The organism is Vibrio sp. ABH4_348, from assembly GCF_056159765.1.
Genome location: NZ_JBSWVW010000001.1, coordinates 1,001,717 through 1,022,583, shown reverse-complemented (window position 1 = coordinate 1,022,583; position 20,867 = coordinate 1,001,717). Strand labels below are relative to the sequence as shown.

Annotated in this window: 16 protein-coding genes; all 16 read right to left on the bottom strand. The window is 43.4% G+C overall.

Annotated features, from left to right (window positions below; all coding sequences use genetic code 11):
* Nucleotide 1 precedes the first annotated feature (1 nt).
* Nucleotides 2–2,611 (bottom strand): type VI secretion system ATPase TssH, encoded by a 2,610-nt coding sequence (gene tssH / locus ACXAFJ_RS04555; protein ID WP_475321723.1) that lies wholly within the window; start codon nt 2,609–2,611, stop codon nt 2–4.
* A 16-nt stretch (nt 2,612–2,627) separates the two neighbouring features.
* A complete protein-coding gene (gene icmH / locus ACXAFJ_RS04550; RefSeq protein WP_475321722.1) occupies nt 2,628–3,401 on the bottom strand; it encodes a type IVB secretion system protein IcmH/DotU in 774 nt (257 codons plus the stop codon).
* Nucleotides 3,402–3,403: 2 nt separating this feature from the next.
* On the bottom strand, nt 3,404–4,738 hold the full coding sequence (tssK, locus tag ACXAFJ_RS04545) for a type VI secretion system baseplate subunit TssK (RefSeq protein ID WP_475321721.1): 1,335 nt from the start codon (nt 4,736–4,738) through the stop codon (nt 3,404–3,406).
* Between the two features lie 6 nt (nt 4,739–4,744).
* Entirely contained in the window at nt 4,745–5,221 is a 477-nt protein-coding gene (tssJ, locus tag ACXAFJ_RS04540; RefSeq protein WP_475321719.1) for a type VI secretion system lipoprotein TssJ, read from the bottom strand.
* 2 nt (nt 5,222–5,223) lie between these two features.
* Nucleotides 5,224–6,747 (bottom strand): type VI secretion system-associated FHA domain protein TagH, encoded by a 1,524-nt coding sequence (gene tagH / locus ACXAFJ_RS04535; protein WP_475321718.1) that lies wholly within the window; start codon nt 6,745–6,747, stop codon nt 5,224–5,226.
* A gap of 6 nt (nt 6,748–6,753) precedes the next feature.
* A complete protein-coding gene (gene tssG / locus ACXAFJ_RS04530) occupies nt 6,754–7,761 on the bottom strand; it encodes a type VI secretion system baseplate subunit TssG (protein ID WP_475321717.1) in 1,008 nt (335 codons plus the stop codon).
* Complete coding sequence (gene tssF / locus ACXAFJ_RS04525; protein WP_475321715.1) at nt 7,725–9,494, bottom strand: type VI secretion system baseplate subunit TssF; 1,770 nt, start codon at nt 9,492–9,494, stop codon at nt 7,725–7,727. Before tssF ends, tssG begins: the two co-directional genes overlap by 37 nt.
* A gap of 5 nt (nt 9,495–9,499) precedes the next feature.
* On the bottom strand, nt 9,500–9,937 hold the full coding sequence (gene tssE / locus ACXAFJ_RS04520; protein ID WP_475321714.1) for a type VI secretion system baseplate subunit TssE: 438 nt from the start codon (nt 9,935–9,937) through the stop codon (nt 9,500–9,502).
* A complete protein-coding gene (tssC, locus tag ACXAFJ_RS04515; protein ID WP_475321713.1) occupies nt 9,937–11,412 on the bottom strand; it encodes a type VI secretion system contractile sheath large subunit in 1,476 nt (491 codons plus the stop codon). The genes tssE and tssC overlap by 1 nt, the downstream gene beginning before the upstream one ends.
* A 42-nt stretch (nt 11,413–11,454) precedes the next feature.
* Entirely contained in the window at nt 11,455–11,949 is a 495-nt protein-coding gene (tssB, locus tag ACXAFJ_RS04510; protein WP_475321711.1) for a type VI secretion system contractile sheath small subunit, read from the bottom strand.
* Between the two features lie 286 nt (nt 11,950–12,235).
* Nucleotides 12,236–13,252 carry an SEL1-like repeat protein gene (locus ACXAFJ_RS04505; protein ID WP_475321710.1) on the bottom strand — a complete coding sequence of 339 codons (1,017 nt, stop codon included), beginning with the start codon at nt 13,250–13,252 and terminating at the stop codon, nt 12,236–12,238.
* On the bottom strand, nt 13,236–13,520 hold the full coding sequence (locus tag ACXAFJ_RS04500; RefSeq protein ID WP_475321709.1) for a type VI secretion system PAAR protein: 285 nt from the start codon (nt 13,518–13,520) through the stop codon (nt 13,236–13,238). Before ACXAFJ_RS04500 ends, ACXAFJ_RS04505 begins: the two co-directional genes overlap by 17 nt.
* A 557-nt stretch (nt 13,521–14,077) precedes the next feature.
* A complete protein-coding gene (locus ACXAFJ_RS04495) occupies nt 14,078–14,830 on the bottom strand; it encodes an efflux RND transporter periplasmic adaptor subunit (protein WP_475321708.1) in 753 nt (250 codons plus the stop codon).
* A 4-nt stretch (nt 14,831–14,834) separates the two neighbouring features.
* The gene (locus ACXAFJ_RS04490; RefSeq protein WP_475321707.1) at nt 14,835–16,829 is read right to left on the bottom strand and encodes a preprotein translocase subunit SecA; all 1,995 of its coding nucleotides are present in this window, start codon (nt 16,827–16,829) and stop codon (nt 14,835–14,837) included.
* Nucleotides 16,822–18,963, bottom strand: coding sequence for an efflux RND transporter periplasmic adaptor subunit (locus ACXAFJ_RS04485; RefSeq protein ID WP_475321705.1), 2,142 nt, complete (start codon nt 18,961–18,963; stop codon nt 16,822–16,824). The genes ACXAFJ_RS04490 and ACXAFJ_RS04485 overlap by 8 nt, the downstream gene beginning before the upstream one ends.
* Before the next feature lie 9 nt (nt 18,964–18,972).
* Nucleotides 18,973–20,820 carry a GAF domain-containing protein gene (locus ACXAFJ_RS04480; protein WP_475321704.1) on the bottom strand — a complete coding sequence of 616 codons (1,848 nt, stop codon included), beginning with the start codon at nt 20,818–20,820 and terminating at the stop codon, nt 18,973–18,975.
* Nucleotides 20,821–20,867 lie beyond the last annotated feature (47 nt).

Sequence of the window (20,867 nt, the reverse complement as noted above, 5' to 3'; positions counted from 1 at the left end):
CTTAGTCCACCTCTCCGATGAGTTCTCCGTCAGCGGCAGCCAACCTCACTGCTTTAACGGGCTCGTTGCTTGCCAGCTTATTCAATAATGCTAGAGAAACCGGTGGAAGCAGCTGTCCATCGATGATGGCCTCTAACATTCGCGCACCATTTTCAGAACGTGTGGCACGGAGCAAAATCTCATCAACCAATGTGTCCTCGACGGTGACTTGAGCACTGTAACGCTCTGCAAACAACCGTTCTAATCGACTCAATTTGCCCTTAACAATCTCGGCCAGTGTCTCTTTATTTAGCGGTAAGTAAGGTACCACTTCCATTCGTGCCAACAGCGCTGGTTTGAAAAAGTCTGCCAGCTCAGGGTAGAGTGCTTTTTCCAATTGTTCAGGGTATGACTGATGGTCGACGATGGTCTGGAACCCTAGATTAGAGGTCAGGAAAAACACGATATTTTGACAATCGATTTTTCTTCCTTCACCATCGGCCAATTCGCCTTTATCAAACGCCTGATAAAACAAATTGAGCACTTCTGGATGCGCTTTTTCCACTTCGTCTAACAAGACAACTGAGTATGGTTTTTTGCGAATCGCTTCGGTTAAAACGCCGCCTTCGCCATAGCCAACATAGCCAGGAGGTGAGCCTATCAAGCGCGACACCGTGTGTTTTTCTTGATATTCAGACATGTTAATGGTGGTCAAGTATTGCTGGCCGCCATAGAGCTGTTCGGCAAGTTGGACAACGGTTTCAGTTTTACCAACACCACTGGGCCCCACCAACAAAAATGCACCTTTGGGTCGTCCCGGTCGCCTCAGATCGGCCCTCGCAGTTAGTAAGTGCCGGTGCACTGTTTTAATGGCGACATCTTGGCCTTTAATAGTTTCACCAAGTATGTCACTGAGTTGAGTAATTTTATCTAACTCATCCGAGCGCATTTGATCGACTGGCACTCCTGTCCAGTCTGCTACCACCTCTGCAATTTGCTCATGGTCTACTTCAGGGTGAATAAGTCGCTTGTTTTGCTCAATGTTTTGATATTTGAGATAGGCTTCTCTCAGCTGTTGTTCAATAGAAACAACGTTCTCATCATGTTCTTTTTCATCTTCATCTGGATTGAGCTGTTGGTCACGTAAGTTAATGATGGTTTCCACCAGCTCTTTCTGGTGTTGCCATTCTGTGCGCAATTCTTCGATACGAATACTGTATTCGTGTTTTCCAGTCAGTAGCTCGTCATAGCGCTGCTGATCAATCTCCAGATAAAGCGATTTCGCCCTCTCAATCGACTGAATTTCAAGATCCATTTGCAGAAGCTTGGTTTCCAACAAAGACAACTGTTTAGGTGGGGAACTCAAATTAATGGAGATTCGCGCACATGCCGTATCTAACACGTCAATAGCTTTATCTGGAAGCTGTCGCCCAGAGATGTAGCGAGCCGATAGTTCAGAAGCAGCTCTCAGCGCGTCATCAGAAATCAATACACCGTGGTCTTTTTCATATACACCACTTAAGCCGCGAAGAATATCTACCGACTGTTCGACACTAGGTTCGTCAAGCTTGACCAACTGAAAACGGCGAGTCAGTGCCGGATCTTTTTCAAAGTACTTCTTGTATTCTTTCCACGTCGTGGCTCCAATGGTACTGAGCTCTCCCCTCGCCAATGCGGGTTTTAATAGGTTTGCACCATCGCTGGTTCCCTCGGCATTTCCCGAACCTATGAGAGTGTGGACTTCGTCAATAAACAAAATAATCGACTCAGGGGCGTGTTTTATCTCGTCAATGATGCCTTTCAAACGCTTTTCAAACTCGCCTTTTACAGACGCACCAGCCTGAAGAAGACCTAAATCGAGTGAATACAAGCTAATATTATTGAGCTTTTCTGGTACCTTTCCTGCTGCTATTCGCTGCGCTAACCCTTCAATTACTGCACTTTTGCCCACCCCCGCATCACCAACAACGATTGGATTGTTTTTGCGACGTCGGCACAGAATATTTATCATCTGATCAATTTCTGGATCACGACACAATACAGGGTCCAACTCATTGTCTTTGGCTTGTTGCGTGAGATTTACACAATATTTATTTAACACAGAGCTTTCCGGGCTCATCAGCGTAGACTGACCCGCTTTATCGCTTGTTTGAGAAGGGTTTTCTGAGGAATCTTGCAATAAGCTTGCAAATTCAGACTGCAGAACTTCACGATTAATCGGCGACAATAAGTCGGCGGCTTTTGGCATCAGGTATCTCGGTGCTCGTTTTAGTACCGCCAATAAAAATGCACCAGAGCGCAGCTCTGTTTGATCAAGTTCAGTCGTAGAGAGCAACCACGATTCTTGCAAAGCTTCGATAAGGAGCGGTGAAAACGAAGGGTAGCTTTCAACGCTTGTCTCGTGGTGCTCTTGAAACAATAACGCGTCTCGCAATGCTTGATGGTCAATGTGCGTCTTTTTAAGCAACACTCGAATATCAGCTAGGGGATTTTCTAGCAGTGAATGGAGAAAATGCGCAACGGTAACTTCTGGGCTTTTTTTATCGAGACACAGAGCGCCTGCCTGCTCTAGAGCTAGCTTGGACTGCTGGTTAAGTTTGTCGATCAGTGATGAAAGTTCTATTTGAATCACGGTGTCACCTAGCTAGTTACAAAATTTGGTTTAATTGAGAAAGAACGTCGGCTGTTTTTTGGTCCAAGACATAGGTATAACCAGCAAACATTGCCGCCCAGATAAGGACAAAGCTGAAAAAAACCGTCCAGATTGGGATCTGCTTGCGGACGCGATAGCGTTTTTTCTGAACTTTGCTAGAGCTGTCTAGCAGAGCGCCTTCTTTGGCTGGATTAATTGAACGAATCAAGTCATGAAGCTGCTGCATAACCTTGTCTCGCGCCATCGTTCCATTTTCCATCACGCGATATTTGCCCTCATAGCCAAGCAATAAGCAGTGATAAATGAATTCCAGTAACAGTCGATACTTTACCGGGTCTTCTTCGAGGCGGTTTAGGATTGAAAACACCTTCTCACCTCCCCAAGTTTCATTTTGGAAACGAGACAACATCGACTGCTCAGCCCAAGGGCTTGCGGCTCCCCAAGGCGTGCTCATCACTGCTTCATCAAGAAAAGTGCAAAGTACATATCGAAATGCGACTAGAACCGCTTGATCGCAACCTTGTTCTGATAGCTCGACATCGATGGATTTGATCTCCTCGATGGTCTGATGATAAATCGCATCAATGTTGGGGCATTCCGTCAGTTTTCTTACGCGGAGGGATAAACCAAATAGGGGCGTAGCGGCGTCGATTAGTGGATTGTGGTTATCGCCGCGTAGCTGAAACCAATAGTCTTGGTCATGATTGATTCGCTCTACGTCATCAAACAGCAACTTGCTGTATTGCGTATTCTTTTTATCGCTATACATCTTTATTTCCTTATCGCCCAAAACTGAATATCCAGTTGCTCAAATGCGGCTGCTACATGGAACGCAAATCCACTACTGTTTAGTAACATTTGCCATTGGCTGCTTTCACGGTCGAGTTGGTAGTAGGTGTAACCTGCGTGATAAGGAAGCTCTCTTGGAGCAACGGCCAACGGAATAAGTGGAACACCGGGAAGCTGCAACGAAATCAGCTCTCTAATTTTCTCTACCGAGGCAATTTTGGTTTGCTGAACAAAGGCGTTTTTGAGTTGCTCAGGCGGCATATTAGCCTTAACAGCAATAATGAATTCAGCCTCAGTAAACAAATGGTTGTCATGGACTGCCGCAACCATAAGGCCGTATTTGCGTTTATCCAATCGAATAGACACGGCTTTGGGTTCGAGCACGACACTTAAGCTCTGTCTCAGTTGCTTACTCACCTCGCGGAAACATACCGCAGGCATCTCATGGTTATAACTCGGAAAGGTTGGCGCCAATCGACTTTCATCGGTAAAAGTGGAAAGCTCACCCGCTAATCCACACAAGGTTTGGTACAATCTCTCTGGATGCAAGCTGCCCAATTCTGCCAAATGTTTGAGTTCAGGGTGATATCGATTTAGTGCTTGAAGCAACATGAAATCGTTAACATCGGCAACACCCTGTTGAGAAGGATCACTGATACGGTGAGCGATATTGTTGGCTCTTTCTTTAACCAACCCCACCAACTCACTCATGAATCGTTTTAGACGTACGTTAGAGGCACTGTTTAAATGACACGGTAAGAAGTCTTCATCCAGGACAATACTGCCGTCGGGGCGTTGTTCTATGACGCGAGCAATCGCGATGAAAGCATGATTGCTTCGGTCTTCTGATTCCAACATCAATTGCAAGTTAACCGGTGACACATCCATCGTCATGCTGTCACCCGATACACTGTGGGTATCTCGCACTTGTACCTGCTCTGAAACATATCGACCTGTACCTTTTATTTCAGGCCAATTCACTTCAAGCAGCGAATCACAACGCAGCGGTAAAGCGAGGTATATCAGTTGGTTGGTCAAGTCCTTTTGTGACGCATCAATTGGGTCGGGATAGTGGTCTTCTTCTGGTATTTTGAACACGGTTCCATCAGGCATAACGCCTGATGCTCGTTCTACGGCTATTCTGCCAAACGATAAATATTCATGATTAATGGCAATTTGCGATATACCAAACAGGTACTGACTTATTGACTGCAAACATTGTTGTAGTTGGTAGTCCATGTGTCTTTGTTGTTGCTGGAAATGCTGAGGTTTAATAAACAGCCCCTCATTCCATATCACGCGTGTACGGCTATGCATTGATATCTATTCCACTTTCTCTAATTTGACGTCGTAGTCTTTGAAGTACATCAGCAAGTGATACTGTCTTCCCTTATTCAGTACTTTGACGGCTTTTTTCCACTCACTCAGCTCAAGATCATTAAATCTGGCGATCACACCGATATAATTAGTATCTTCACTGACCGAAAACTCATTCACGAATTTGAATTGCCCCGGCATCAACACGTAATCATAAGCCTCGACGAAATTGCTTTTTAGCGCATCTTCATAGTCTTCTCTGAGCATGTCGTAGTCAGCTGACATCAACATCGAGTCATCTTGCAGTTCAAATACTTGAACCTCGATTGGCGAAGCTTTACCCCATATATTGGGGTTAACACCTTCGTCCACGACCAGGCTAAAGGTCACAGTCGTTTGCTCGGGCTGCTCAAGCTCCAAATCACTTGATGAAGAACATCCAATCAGAACCAATAGTGCAACTAGGTATGTAATCCACCTCATGACTACTCGACCTCCAGCTGCAATTCACGCACTTTGCGGTCATAGGCTTGTTCAAAGATTTCCCAGAAAATTTTCTCAAATCCTTGTTGGCGATTTGATGCTAGTTCGTCGTAGTATTTTTCGTACATAGACCAAGCCCAATCAGCTTGACCCGGTTGCCCCGTCTCTTCGCTGTTTCGGTAGTGGGCAAAGCGTCGTTTCAGCACGCTTGGATTCATAGCTTTCAGTATGTGTTGCAAAGCCTCAGACGCTGCTGTTTGCATTGCTATATTGTGCATTTGAAAGTTACGTAAGCTTTCAGCTATTGAAGCGGTAGCTGACAAGTGCACACCAGTCTGACTGTCATCAAATAGCGTTTTTAACGTCTGTTGGTAATCTTCACCAAGACGAAGCGGATTATCTTCGATTGGTTGAAGGTTGCGATTAAGTACACCAAAGCGACTTTTTCTGAAATCGTCTTGAATCGCAAGAACACCCCGTATGCTCGCTTGTAGCGCTTGTCCTAATTCAAAAGACAAATGCTGAAGCTGCTCGACGCTCTTCCCTTCTGAAAGGTCAACATCGAGTCCTGCTAACATTGGCCCTGTGAGTAGATGTCCTGAATTTTGAGTATCGATTTGTGTTTGGTTGCTTTCCGAGCTCGATGGCATTTCAGTTTCTAACAAATCGAGGACATGCTTATCCATATTTGACTCCTGTGGTCGAAAAGAATCCACCAATGCGGATTTTGTATTGGGCTCTTCGACGTTCTGACTTTCTGGTTGAGACTTGGGTATCTCTGATTGAACCGTTGAAGACGTTTGATGGTTGGTATTTGGCAAAGGCTCACTGGACTTTTTGAAGCCAAAAAACTGTTTGATTCGCAATGACGTGCTTAAATCTTGTTTTGAATCTGAAGGCTCAGTGTTTCTTGATTTCGACAAGCCCAAATTCTCACTGGCAACAAGAGATCTATTGATTGCGTTTGATTCATTCATCTCAGAAGTTTCGGCTTGGTCCAAACCTACCAATAGTTCTCGTTCAACCGCAGAATTAGAGCTTGGTGTATCAATCAGTTTTAGTGGATCGACAGCTTGCGGCTCAGTCCAATCTTCACCCTCATCTTGAGTTAGTTCATGTGGTACCAATGAATCGTCAAAATCGATCAAAGAATAAAGACGATCGGCTTCAGTTTTCGCCTCATCAAATGGGTTTAGGTCAACTCTTATCAGATAAGGACCAATTTGAATTTCATCTTGGTCGGACAATCTAGCCAGTGCGCCCTTGCCTATCGGCATATGTGAACCATTGACATAGGTTTGGCCACTCAGATCTTTGACGCAAAAATCCCCATCAACCGTCAGCACCTGACAATGCGCTCCTTCAATGGTGTTTTTACGGTCTTTCAATTGCCACTCTGATGACGGACTGGATCCAATGAATCCACCTTCTCTACGCCAGTTATGCTTGGCAATCAGCCCAGACTCCAACCATTGAGTATTGGTGATTGTCATCATTAGATTTATGTGACTTGTTATTGCGTTCATACGTCTCTACTGTCTTACTTGAATGGTTACAGGAACTGGCTCATGGCTTAAAAAAGAAGTCCAACCGAGTGCCGTTTCCGAGTCGTTTTTCAGAATAAATGCCGGGACTTCCGGCTCTGCCATGGTCAACTCAATGTCGTATGCCATCTGCTCTCTCAACACAAACTCCACCAATTGCACTAATCTTTTGTAGTCTTTGCCATTAGGTAAAAAGTCGTTAAATCGCTGTTTGGTTAATGACCCTATGCATACAGAAAACTTACTTGCCCTATCCGCAACTCGTTCACCCAACATGGTGTCGTTACCCAGAGCAAAGTTTTGCAAGCCAATCTGGGTTTGCTGAAACTTTGGAATGGTTACGTACCTCAATTGCCATTGGTTAACCGTTACATTTTTTAAATCAAAACAATGTCCAATAATGCCCGCTACCATCTGAGGTGAGCGGCTTCGTCCAGCCAATAAACCGGAATACGCCAGCATCTTGCTCCAGCGGATATCTGATTTGCTTCTTAACGATTTATCTGCCAAACCAACTAAGGCAAATATGTCTTGTGAAAAAGCATCCTCAGCTTCAGCTTTAAAGCGAATGTAATAGCGATACTTTTTCCAAATTTGGTAGACCAAATGAATCAAACGGTTACTAAAAAAATCAAAGAATGGCGCTTTTAACCCTTCTCCCTCTTCAATTAACAATTGTTCAGTGATGTACCCAGGCAAAGGTGATTGCGCACCTGACATACCAAAAAAATTCACCACCAACTGAACATTGGCCTCCCCAATCGACATATCGCTAACATCAGAAGGTGAAAACCCCAAGCTTGGATTTGATCGATATATCAAGCTACAGTTGCGCTCTTGCTCTCCTTGGTCGAGATCCCAACCATTTAACCTAGCTAACAAGTCAACCAACTGATAAAAGTTGTAGTCTTTTATCTCTTCTTGCAGACGTAACAACGCTTCGGTATTGGGCGTAGCGACTACATCATGGGCTGCATGCCCGACTGCTGACCCCATTGATACTTCTCTTTATTGGTTGCGTTAATGACCACAAGTTCATGAAACGAGTTAATGTTGGCGTACAAAGCAAAAAAGCGACTCAGAACCGCACTAAATAAGTACAACTCACCCTCAGTAGCAAAACCCGATTGATCCAGAACTAAGGTCGATTGAATCCCTCGAATGGGACGACCTTTAAGAATTCTGTCCACAGGTGTTGATTCAATCGAAACTATTGCGTTGTCTCTTAGCTTTGCGACTTGCTCCGCTTGTCTGTCCACCAACGCTCTGAAGTCATACGCTCTAAGCACGCTCGACAAGGCTTCTTTTGACAAAATTGATAAGTAGTTAAGTGACAAGTTGGAAATTAATGTCCAAAGTAAACTGCCATCTAAATTGGGACGTAGCGACTGTGTCGGTTCGTCTAAATTCTCAAAAGATGCAAAAGTTGGCGAGGTATCGGTTGCCACACATATGTCACCTGCAGACAATTCAGACGGTAGTAAGCGGTTAGTGCACAACAAATTCACGGAAACAGCTTCATCAATTTGCCAAGCAAGTGATTCATCACCTCTAACAAAGGAAACGTAACTTTCAAGGCCATCACCACGTATGCTTTCTTTCACACGGGTTCGATAATAAAGCGCAGTACGGTGTTTGCTCCTTTCGACCTCGTGTTCAAAGCTTTCGAATGGACTGTAAACTCTTTTTTGTCCTCGAATCCTCTCTCCAAGTTGGCTGTTATCTTGCCACCCTGTCATCGCTTCGATACTGAACACTTCATAATGTGACGGATAGCGGCTTGACGGCACAATCCGATATTCAGATTTCTTACCCGTTAAATCAATCGGGTCGGCGTCGTGCTTAAATAGATTAATGACAGGAGTGCAATACAGTTGGAAGTGTTCTTTGTTAACGCGAATCTCATTGGGAAGCGTTTTGGCAAAAGAAAACTCTATGGTGAAAGAATCAATGGGCTTTTTAGGCAGAGCCTTTAGAAGATCATTTACTTCTACAAACAAAAACGATTCCGGGAATGCCAAATACTCTTGAATAATTCGATAACCGTCATAGACATTTTTAGGATACGGCAACAAACTATCGCTTTGCTCAAATCCCAACAAACGCAAACAGTTTTTTGGGAGTTTATGTTCGCCATCATTAGTTTGAATGGTGATTCCATCAAGGTAGTGACTCAACCAAAGATAAAGTGTTTGTGCATCAAATTTGTTACCACCGATATAAAAGCGCAGTTTATCTAAAAGCAAAAATTCTGGAACAAACGCTGAGTCACCTTGTAAGGTTAGTGACACGACTGAGGCATCTTGAGTGTGAAAACTGTCTACGGACGTTAGCGCCACAGGAAACACGTCAACATCACGACAGGTTGTAAAACGACAATTTGTGTCAAAAACAGGAATACTGTCGAGTGCACAACCTTGTTTGATTGTTTGTTTCTCGCTCACACTTTTGTCCGGTGTGAACCTCACAATACTCATGCTAGGGATAGGCCTCAGATAATTGGGCCAAAGCATTTGGATAATCGAATGAGTTAACTCGGGAAACTCATCGTCTACTTTCTCACGTAATTTTGCCGTTAAGAACGCAAAGCCTTCCAAAAGTCGTTCGACATCGGGATCGGTATTTCGACCGTGTAAAAAGCGAGAAAGCTGAGGATAAATCTCAGTAAACTGCTTTCCTTGGTCTTTTAAGAACGCGAGTTCTTCTTTGAAATACTTATCTTGTTTCATTGTGATTAAAACACCCGATACTGTCGGTTTTGGTCCAGTAACAAACTAAATTGAACTCGGTCGTGTATTGCTTGGCTGTTGATCTCGGCAACGATATAGAACTTTAAAGTCAGTTCATTGACGGTATCGTTGAGAGCCTGAACTCGCACATTTGTGAGTCGTGGCTCAAAGCGGTCAATACAGCTTTTGATGGCCAAACGAATACGCAGAGACAAGTCCATGCTTTCCAGAGTGGCATCATTGAAGTCGATTAACCCTAAGCCTGGCGCGCTTTGTGCTCCACCAACCCGAGTATTGAGTATTCTCGCGACATTACGTTTAATTGAATCCAATACGTCGAGAGGATCAGGGCCTTGAGTGAAACTGGTTGGCAGTGCGTTGGCTTCTAGACGCTCTAGAAAGCCAACACCAAACGCTGTCTCTTCAGGAGAAACATAACTCATTATGCTTGATCCAGACGGCCTACAAGAGACAACTCAAAGTTAGCTCCCATGTATTTAAAGTGCGGTCTGACGGCTAGCGACACTTGATACCATCCAGGGTTGCCTTCAACATCACTTACTTCTACTTTGGCAGCCCTGAGAGGACGGCGGCTACGTACTTCTGCTGGCGGATTCTCTTGGTCGGCAACGTATTGACGAATCCAAGTATTCAGCTCGCGTTCTAGATCTTGACGCTCTTTCCATGCACCAATTTGCTCGCGCTGCAATACCTTAATGTAATGAGCCAAACGGTTAATAATCATCATGTATGGAATCTGAGTACCCAGCTTGAAGTTCGTCTCTGCTTCTTTACCCTCTTTTGTATTCGGGAACATCTTCGGTTTTTGAATAGAATTAGCAGAGAAGAAAGACGCGTTGTCACTACCTTTGCGCATTGTCAGCGCAATGAAGCCCTCTTCCGCAAGCTCAAACTCTTTGCGGTCAGTGATCAACACTTCGGTCGGTATTTTGCTCTGTAGCGCACCCATAGATTCAAACATGTGTACTGGAAGGTCTTCAACAGCACCGCCACTTTGAGGACCAATGATATTTGGACACCAACGATATTTGGCAAAGCTATCTGTTAGTCGTGTTGCAAAGGCAAAAGCGGTATTGCCCCACAGGTAGTGCTCGTGAGAGCGACTGACGTTTTCGACATAATTGAAAGAACGAATTGGGTTTTCCACTGGATCGTAAGGCGTTCTCAACAAGAACCTTGGCGCGGTTAAACCGAGATAACGTGCATCTTCAGATTCTCTAAGCGAACGCCACTTAGTATATTTAGGGCCTTCAAAAATAGATTTTACGTCTTTGATGTTTGGCAGTTCCTCAAAGGAGTCAATACCAAAGAATTCAGGTCCAACACTTGAGATAAATGGTGCATGAGCCATCGCTCCTAAAGCCGCCATATATTGGAGAAGCTTCATGTCAGGAGACGAAGGCGTAAAAGCAAAATTACCTACCATCGCGCCAACCGGTTCACCACCAAATTGGCCATAACCAGAAGAATAGACATGCTTATACAGTCCTGATTGCGCCGTTTCAGGTGAGTATTCAAAATCTTCAAGCAACTCTTCTTTCGTGACATGCAGGATATCTACTTTGTTATTTTCACGAAAATCTGTACGGTCAACGAAGAGTTTTAGCCCACGCCAAGACGACTCCAACTGTTGGAATTGTTCGTTGTGAAGTATTTCATCCATTTGAGCGCTAATTTTTTTATCCAGCTCAACAATCATCTGGTCGACTAAAGACTTGTTAACGCTTTCTCCAAGTCGCTGCCCCTCAACGAGGTTTTCGATAAATGCGGCAACACCTTTTTTCGCGATACCATACGCTTCTTCATTGGGTGATATTTTGGTTTGCGCCATAATTTCATCGAGCAAACCCACCTGCGTCGTGGTTTGTTTTTCTAACACTGCTTCGTTGGCAGACATATTCCCTTCCTAAAATGACAAATGTAATAAGTCAATTATTAATTAAGATTCTTTGTTCACGATATCGAGTTCCGACAGCAACTTAGAACGAGATTCTTCTGAGTTAAGTAAACTTTCTAACTGTTCTCTAAATGCCGGAACGTTACCAAGAGGCCCTTTTAGGGCGACCAACGCTTCTCTTAGCTCTGTTAGTTTTTTCAGCTCTGGAACTTGGTTTGCAACGGCATCTGGTGTGAAATCCACTAATGACTCAAAACTCAATTCAACTGGTAACTCTGCATCTTTTTCGTCAACGAGTTTGTTTGGGATTGTTGTGGAAATGTTCAAATTGCTGGCCTTCATCACGGATTCGAAATTGGTTTTATCTACCGAGATCGTTTCGCGTTCCTCCAAAGGAGTATCTTCACCATGCCCTTTAAAATCACCAACGACGAGTGTTTTCAGCGGAAGCTCTACTTCAGCTTGGCTATCACCGGTTGCTGGAATGTATTTGATATTAATTCGCTCTTTGGGAGCAACGCTACCTTCCTTTGACATTAATTGGTCTCCACTTGTTTGAAATGATGCGATAAGCGAGCATTTCATTAATTTTATGAATTAGAATCATTAGATTTGTAAATTAAGAACGAGCTAAGCCGCTCTAGAAAACCTAAAGTAAAATAATGGTGTTTAACTATTTAGACTTGTATCGACTATTGATAAAAGTGTATTTTTGCTAGACTTTTGCTAGCGGCTTTATATACGATCTACCAATAATTTATTTATCTATTGTTCTTAAAGTTGACATGTGCCGCACACTGTTTGGTAAGTTATGTAACCACATCTAAATTTCCCAATACATATCATGATTAAAGAACGTAGTGCTCTTATTGATAGATTCTTTAATTTCTTGAGCTTTTGCTATTTGCTTCTCTGTCAGCATGGCCGACAATTCGGAATAATTTTCTTGGGAAGCATCATATAGTGTTGACATCTTTTCGTGTCCAGCTTGCTCAATATAGGTTTCAAAATACGCTTTAGCTTTTGCCAAATTGGGTTCAACAAAATCATAATTTTTACTACGACCGTAATAGATGGAAGCCATGGTATAAAGTGACGTTAAATCTCCAAGGCTAGTTGCCTTTTCTCGCCATTCTAGAGCTGAAATGTAGTCATTATTCGCTTCCAACATTTGAACATAAGACCGAATAGCTGGAATATAATCTTGCTCCGCCGCTTGTTTCATTAACCTCATTACTTCTTGCCTATCGTTTGGGTCTAGCTGTCGAAACTCGGCGTTTTGCATTCGGTTTATTGACGCTTCCATATACGCTTGTGGCACGCCTTTCTTCATGAGCGTGTTTAGATAATCCTTGTATAGCTCAGGACGGCTTACTTTATGAAATTTGGCCACTTCCAACATGACATCCAATGGACTGTGTTTACTGTCTACTAATAGGGTTTTAAAGTACTGCTGAGCCCAATTTTCTCGGTGTACCGCAGGTAACCATTTCGCATGTTTGCTGTAAAAATACATCGCAGGGCGATAACCGGAATTCGCGGAAAATAATAGATAGTTGTTTGCTTGTTGAATTTCTCTTTCCGAAGCCTTGGACCCGATGGTTTCCACAGCAAAAAGAAAGGCGGCCTTTTTATTACCGCGGTCTGCTGCATACTGCAGGTACTCTAATGACTGGGTAATTTTGTGTTGAGCACGTAACAAACGTCCTTGCTCATATGCCTGCTCAGCATCTACTCCAAACAATTCATACTCATCCGCATAGGAGTTAGAAGTGGTTAGTGTCCAGACCATGGTGCCAATGGTTAGGGCCTTAACTAATTGATTAACCGATCGTAACACTGGTACTTCCTTGTAAAACGCCACCACAAGTAACAGAATCACCTGAACGAGCTGCTGGCAAGCCATCAACAAAAACAGTTCCAGAGCCCGATGCTATCGCTCTTGGGTGTGGAGGATGTTTCGGTTTTGCGTGTGGGGCCAACGGATCAGTAACTCTCGCTGCCGGAATAAAATCGTATTTTACCGTGCCAGAACCAGCTACAACTGGTGTTGGTGGAAATCCATCATGGTCAGTTCCAATATGACCTACTACTGTTCCATTGCCCATTCGTCCATCCTAGATATAAACGTAAATACAAACTATTTTTGCATTTCGAAATATTGAACAAGTTTTTGCTCAGTCCGACCTAGTAGGCAAATCACATGCCACTAGTGAACCCAATAAATACGGGAAAATACAAAAAGATAATGGCAATATCCTGCCCAAACGAGCAAGTATTCACCTGAACATTGGAGCGGCATATTTTGTATTGAAGTTAGTCCAATTTGTGAGACTTATAATTAACATTGCTATCAAGAAGCGCTAGATCTTCAATTTATTTTCGATTAATCAACACCAAAACTTTCCAATTTAACCTTGTATCAAAAATAAAACACAAAATAAAAAGGGTTATAATGGAAATGTAAATTCGAATACACTAATTTTCTAAAGTCTAAAAAAGCCGGATTAGCTGGGTTTAATAACAGAAGGGATATATATATTTGGAAGATTGTATCAATATATTTCTAAAGGGATACTAACCGTCTGAGCAACTTATTGCCTGATAGAAGTATCCTTTAAAAATAATAAGGCTCGGGTTTAAATATGAATTACCAGCTACTAAGCTATTTAATTGACAAAAAATCAACAGCACACCGAAGTCCCGCCGCCAACTCATTGGAAGGGTTGGGTAGAGTCAAAGTAACCGCAAACGTATTGCTCGCAGCATCAATAATTGGATCTATTGTTTTTACTTTTCCTTGGTAGATTGATTCATTGCCATCAACGGCTAGTTTTACATCTTCACCTTTCTTCACAGTACGATAAAGTTCCGAGGGTAAAACAACTTCAGCATGAATAGGGTCTAACGTTGCCAAACGCAAAAACGGCGTTTCGTCTACAAACTCACCTGGTTGCTTTAATTTTTCAATTACCACGCCTGAGATTGGCGACTTAGTTTCACGTTGATCCAATCGTACTCGGGCTTCTCTAAGTTGAAGTGCCGCGAGACGCTGTTCCGTCAACATTTCATCTTGTTCTATATCTGATATTAAGTTCTTGCGCACTAAATCGGCATTACGCTCAACTTTTCTTGACGCAAACTCCAATCGAGCCGCAACTGTATTCAGTGCGGCAGTCTCCAAATCCGACTTCAGGGTTAAAACGACATCACCTCTGTTGATTTTGTCACCGTGCTGAACGGAAATGGACTTAACCACTCCCGGAACCTCACTACTAAGCGCCACTTCCATACTGGGTTGTAACAAACAGCTAATGGGAGTCTGGTCGGAAACAAAATCGTCTGCAAACACCGCACTTGACGTTAATAAACATGTCGTTGCACTAAAGTATCGCAACCATTTCAAACCTTTTTTCATTAAACTATGTCCTTTGATCTGAGAATGCCAAGGCTTCTTTTTCTCTTTCATCTCTAATAAGTAGTTCTTTTCTTCGTTGTTTTTGTCGATTCTCTAACGAACGTTGGCACCATCTAAAAATAAGCCCACACGCAAAATATCGAAGTTTTATCGGTAAGGGTAACCCCAATACAACCTTGGCGATATTTCGCCATGTGTTTGTGATTATGCTGTCATCTAGGCTTAGAATAAATTCAAATGACCCCTGGTCTCCTTGGCGCGCACACCGCCCTACTAATTGCCTATCGACTCGAGACGACTCATGCAAACCGGTAATAATGACATGTAAGCCCCCTTGTTGTTCAACAAGGTCATCTAATTTTATGTCAGTTCCTCGTCCTGCCATACTGGTTGCAATGGTAATCGCTTTCGCCACGCCAGCTTGAGCCACGACCCCAGCTTCATCACTATCTTGTTTTGCATTTAATACTTGATGCTTTAGACCAAGCCTTGTCAACTCATTGCTCAAAATTTCTGATGATTTAACCGATGTCGTCCCAATCAAAATCGGCCTATCGGACACTTGATGTAAATATTTGATGCGGTTAACCACAGCGTCATTCTGCAACGAGACATCATTAAAGACAGCTCGACCTAAATTGTTACGTCGGCTTTTTTTGTTGGTTGGGATATCAACGACTGGCAGCTCATATACATTCCAAAGCTCTGATTTCACCTCATCGGCAGTACCCGTCATTCCAGACAGATGTTCGTACATCCTAAAGAAGTTTTGAAAACTTATTGATGCTAAGGTCAAACGTGGGCTCGACACTTCACACGCTTCTTTAATTTCGATAAGTTGATGTAATCCTCGCTCCCAGGTTCTATCTGGCATTTTGCGACCCGTATGCTCATCGACTATCACTATTTTGTTGTCTTCGACTATGTAGTGTTTCTCTGGCAAAAATAAAAACTGCGCAGTTAACGCCTGCCTAACCAGTTCGAGTCGACGCACTCGTCCTTTCCAAATTGCTCCAAGATCCGATGTGAGATCATCAATTTTTTCTTTGCCTTTGGAGCTGATTTCAATCGTTCTCAACTGAGTATCAATTGTGTAATGTTCACCAGCCAAGAGCTGTGAACTAATCGATAATGCTTGTTGGTACATTTCCAACTGAGAATGTTGATTCAACTCCTCACCACTCAATATCAGCGGTGTTGTCGCCTCATCCATAAATACGCCGTCAGCCTCATCAACCACAGCAAAATGCAAGCCTCGCATCATTAATTTAGAAATATCGTGATTAGAATGATCACACAGCCGTCGGGCATGGAGTGACAACGTCTGACCTGCGTCGCGTAAGATCACACTGTCCTTAAGGTAATCAAAAGCCAGTTCGTTGTTGGTACAGTAAACAATGTCACTCTGATAAGCTTCAATGCGCTCTGCTGGTTTGGATTCCTGAGTAACTACCCCTAATGATAAACCGAGTCTTTTATAGACGGGTTCCATTAACTCGGCATCTCGAGCCGTAAGATAGTCATTAACCGTTACCACGTGAGTTGGAACCCCAGCTAGAGCTGCGGCTGCGACTGGCAAGGTGGCCGTTAACGTCTTGCCCTCACCGGTTTGCATTTGACCAATGGTCCCATAGATAATCGACAGCCCACCTAGTATTTGGCTGTCAAAGTGTCGCATCTCCAACTCTCGACCCGACACTTCACGAATCAGAGCAAAGGCTTCCACAACACCACTGTGTGTGAGCCCTGATTGTCTTAACTTTAAAGTTAAATTTGAAATGGCTTCATCTAGCTCATGCTCACTGAGCCGAAAGTAGTAACTTGAACGACGCTTAATTCTCCACAGAATGGGACGATAGATCCAAATACTCGACCGAATAGGTTTGGACAAATACGAGGTACAAGTTCGCCACAAACGAAACATCAAGTCCTGTGTTTCAATATGCTTTTGCGGCCGTTCTATCTTATCGCCTGGTAACCGCTGTGGTAATTTAAACATCAAACTGCCTCAGGAATACCCGACGAACATTTCGATACCAACGCCACGCAATCGGTTCTGGACTGTGTTCAAACTGTACATAAACCCGCTCATCATAACGAGTCTTAGGTAACTGGCGACTATCTAGCTCCACCCTAAAGTAATTCTGAAACGTCTCCATCCCTTGTTCGGAATTAGGATCAAGAGCAATTGCGCCTCCGCCTTCGATTGACAGCACTTCACTTATCAGCTCTTTTGATGATGATGGGTAGCGGCGCAAAATTTGACTCTCAAAAGTACTTTTGGGGAGAGAAGCTATCTTCAGACTGACTGATAGAGTATCGCGATCGACTAATTCAACGTAATCCTCAGGTATTAATGTCGCAAGCGGTAAGTCATCATAGTTAATGACATAGCCCATGGAGTCGCCTCGGTTTACATAACGAGCCAACGGAACCACTCTTGAAGGAACTATATATTGTCCAGACACCGGGCTACGAATTTCGAGCGATAACAAACGTTGTTCGATATCCGAAACCTCATTTTCAATAAAATTAAGCTCTTGCAATAAGATTTCGGCTTCTGTTACGTCTTGGATACTGGCTTCATATCGCAAACGGGCTTCTTTTAGCTGGGCAGCAAGGACTTTTGCTCGTGCCGACAGGTCCGGAGCATGAAGGATATAAATGATTTGCCCTTCTTGAACCATTTCGCCATCTTCAACTCGAACTTCCTTAACAAAGCCACTGACTGACGTTCTGATATGTGACTCTTGGGGAACGTATAATACCCCTTCAGTTTGAGTACTATGAGGTATGGGAACAAACCACAAAAACCCAAAAACGAGTAGTAGGAACACACTACTTATTGTCAGAACACGAGATTGTTTCTGTTTTAAATTAGGATCGGTCATAGGCTTTCCCAAGAGTTTAAAGACAGGTAACAGCAAACTGGTCCACACTGACCAAATCGCTAGTAGTGTACCAACAAACAAATATTTCGTGGCAACGAATAAGGAAATCGCAACCATTACAAACAGGCGATATACGTATGACAATGTCGCATAAGACACTAACCAGAAAGACTCTTTGTTTGTCTTCGCTTGAGTTTTTACTTCCGTCATTCCAAACGCATATCGTTTAACCAAATAGCCGACTTGGGAATTGCCCCTTGATGCCAAATTAGGAATTTCTAGGTAATCGGCAAGAACGTAATACGCATCAAATCGAAGCAAAGGATTACCGTTAAACAGTACTGTAGACACGCCACCAATAAGCATGACGTTAAAGGCAACCGCACGCGTAATGCCGGGCTCTGCGAGTGACCATACTATCATCGCAATTGCTGCCATAAACACTTCACCTAAGACTCCAACCCCGCCTACCATCATTTTTTGGTATTTGTTGTGAAATGATGAAGCAGCAGTCGCATCTACGTATGGGACTGGAATAAAAATGAGTAACATCACCCCCATTTCGTGAACTTCCCCACCCCACCGCTTCACCGCGTAGCCATGACCTAGCTCGTGAACCAGTTTGACCACGGGATAAACCATTGCCATTACTAAAAGGTTATCTACAGACAGCACTCTGTCGCTGGCGTTTTGGACGAGTTCTTCCCAATTCAATCCTGCCAGTATGAGTCCTGTCATCACGACTACGAACCAAACCAGAGCACCTAATCGACTGAATAGTAAATTAGCAACCCATGAGGTAGCCGAAAGAAACCCTTCGGGATCAACTAACGGTACTTTTATACTAAGCGGTGATTTTAGTTGTTGAAGCAACTTGCTTTTTCGTTGCTTTATTCGTCTGTGTTGTAGGCTTTCTATGTCTGGTAACTTGTCTGTTTGAATGGCATTGGCTCGGTTTAGCTGACTCAGTAGTTGGATGACTTGATCTTGAGTCGGAATATCTTCACCAAGGCTTTCACAGGCGCTATCCCATATTTCTTGTAGTGTATGTTCACCGTTCATCAAGCCAATCAGGTGGTACGCCTGCGGAGAGAAGCGTTGAAAATGGCCCGTTACATGGTCCTGTAAAACAAACCAAACTTGCCCCCGATAGATATGACGGTGAATACTGGTGTGGTTACGAAGTCGAACTTTAACGTCAGAGACTTTGTACCAGTTTTGACTAAATAAAGAGCTAGACATAAGACTGCTCTAACCCCACCACGACCACATTTTAACCCTAAACCATTCCACGAGGTCTCGGCTCCAAACTGATATCGCAAGCCTTTGGTCTACCGCGACTTTACCTACTCCCTCCAACCCGGGTTTAAGTAACTCGACATTTGATTGGAGTTCAGCTTCGACAACGAAGTAAGTCTGGCCATCTTCGATTGAAGTCACTGGCGTCAATCGGCTTACTTCAAAATCAAACGTTTGTTGCGGAAATGCCGATAGATGGAGAGAGCCCTTTTGCCCCTTAGACAAATCTCCGATACGACTTTCTCGAGCTAACAAGCGAACTCGATAGCTATCCACTGGCGCCACTTCTAGCAGCAATTCACCTTTGGTTACCGCGCCGCCCAATCTACGGCTTAAATCTCCACTAACAATAATACCATCAAATGGTGAAGCTAATTGGGAACGCGTTAATTGGCTTTCCACTAACTGCAACTGTGCATCAACTTGATCTAACTGTGCTCGAATTACATTCAGTTTGGCCCTATCTCTAGTTGCCGTTGCTTCTTGATACTGGCGATTGAGCTTACCTTTTTCTGTTAGCCATTTGAGCTTCTCTAATCTCAGCTCTTTATCATCCATAGTGACCAGTACTTGTTGAGTCTCAACCGCATCACCTGCTCTAGCGAAGGCTTGCTGAATGTATCCATCAAATGGTGCTACCACAGCCCGTTGAATACCACTTTCTATCGATGCATCCATCGACAACCAGTAATCTATTTTGTGTTGGCTCAAAAAAACAGACAAAGCAACAATCGAGATAACTATGAGTTTTCGCCCTAAATAATAAGGACCAAATAGCCGCTGTAATTGTCTTGTTATTGAATAAAAAATCTTTGTTAGGATATGTCGGTCATTCTTGCGTTTTTCTTCTAAGGCCGGCACCACTAGGCTGAGCAAGCTCTGACAAATTTCGGCATCCGAGTTGCTAAACCCTTTGCCAGCAGCCGACTCTAACACTACGACACCATAAAGCTCATTTTGATAGAACATAGGAACTGACAATATAGAGCAGTTTTTTTGCTGGCTGGACAGTTCTTGATGAGCCTTGACCACATTGAGTATGGTTTCAGATTTTTCAGTAGGATAAATCAAGGATTTCAATTGATCGGCGGTCTCATCCATCACCGATTCAATTTGTCTAACCAAGTTCATTTTTTTACCGAACTCGGCATTATGTGACATGTGCTTCAATCGAGAACGCTTGTTCTTAAATTCACCAAGGCTGACTCGGTCACAGTCAAATAAGGTCGCCAACTCAGTGACTAACCTTAAAGCTGCACTGCCATAATCTTTTTCAGATAATACCTTTGCTAACACATCGACACGCTCAAACGCTGTAGAACCTTTGTTTTCCGCATCTTTTAAGCGACTTTGGTATTCAACCACTTCTATGCTGGCACAACACAGTTCAACGATTGAAATCGTTTTTGTTAGGCTTTGCTGATCGTTTACTTTAATCGCCAAAGCCACTGCAGCGATGGGTTGACCATTCTCATCAACGACAGGATACAACAAAGCAAAAGCATTGGTGGCAACCTGATCGAGCGCGAACACCGTTGGTTGCGTCAAGTCCGAACAATCGGATTTCAGCTTCGCGATTTCAAGAAAACAGGTATCGCTGGCGTTCAATTCTGCAACTGTCGACCAATTGCCCTCGATTGGCATCAATACATACCCTGCGACTAATTCCTCTAACGCTTTGTCGAGTTTTTCCATCCATTGTTGATAGTGATAGAAAACTGAGTCGAATGAGCCTAAATCATTTAAAGCAGCGTTATTCTGCTGAGGATCTAAATTTGTGTTGGGTAACTGAGCAGTCATCGTTCGCTTAAGAAAAATCTATTTATGTAACTAAGAATACGCTGCAA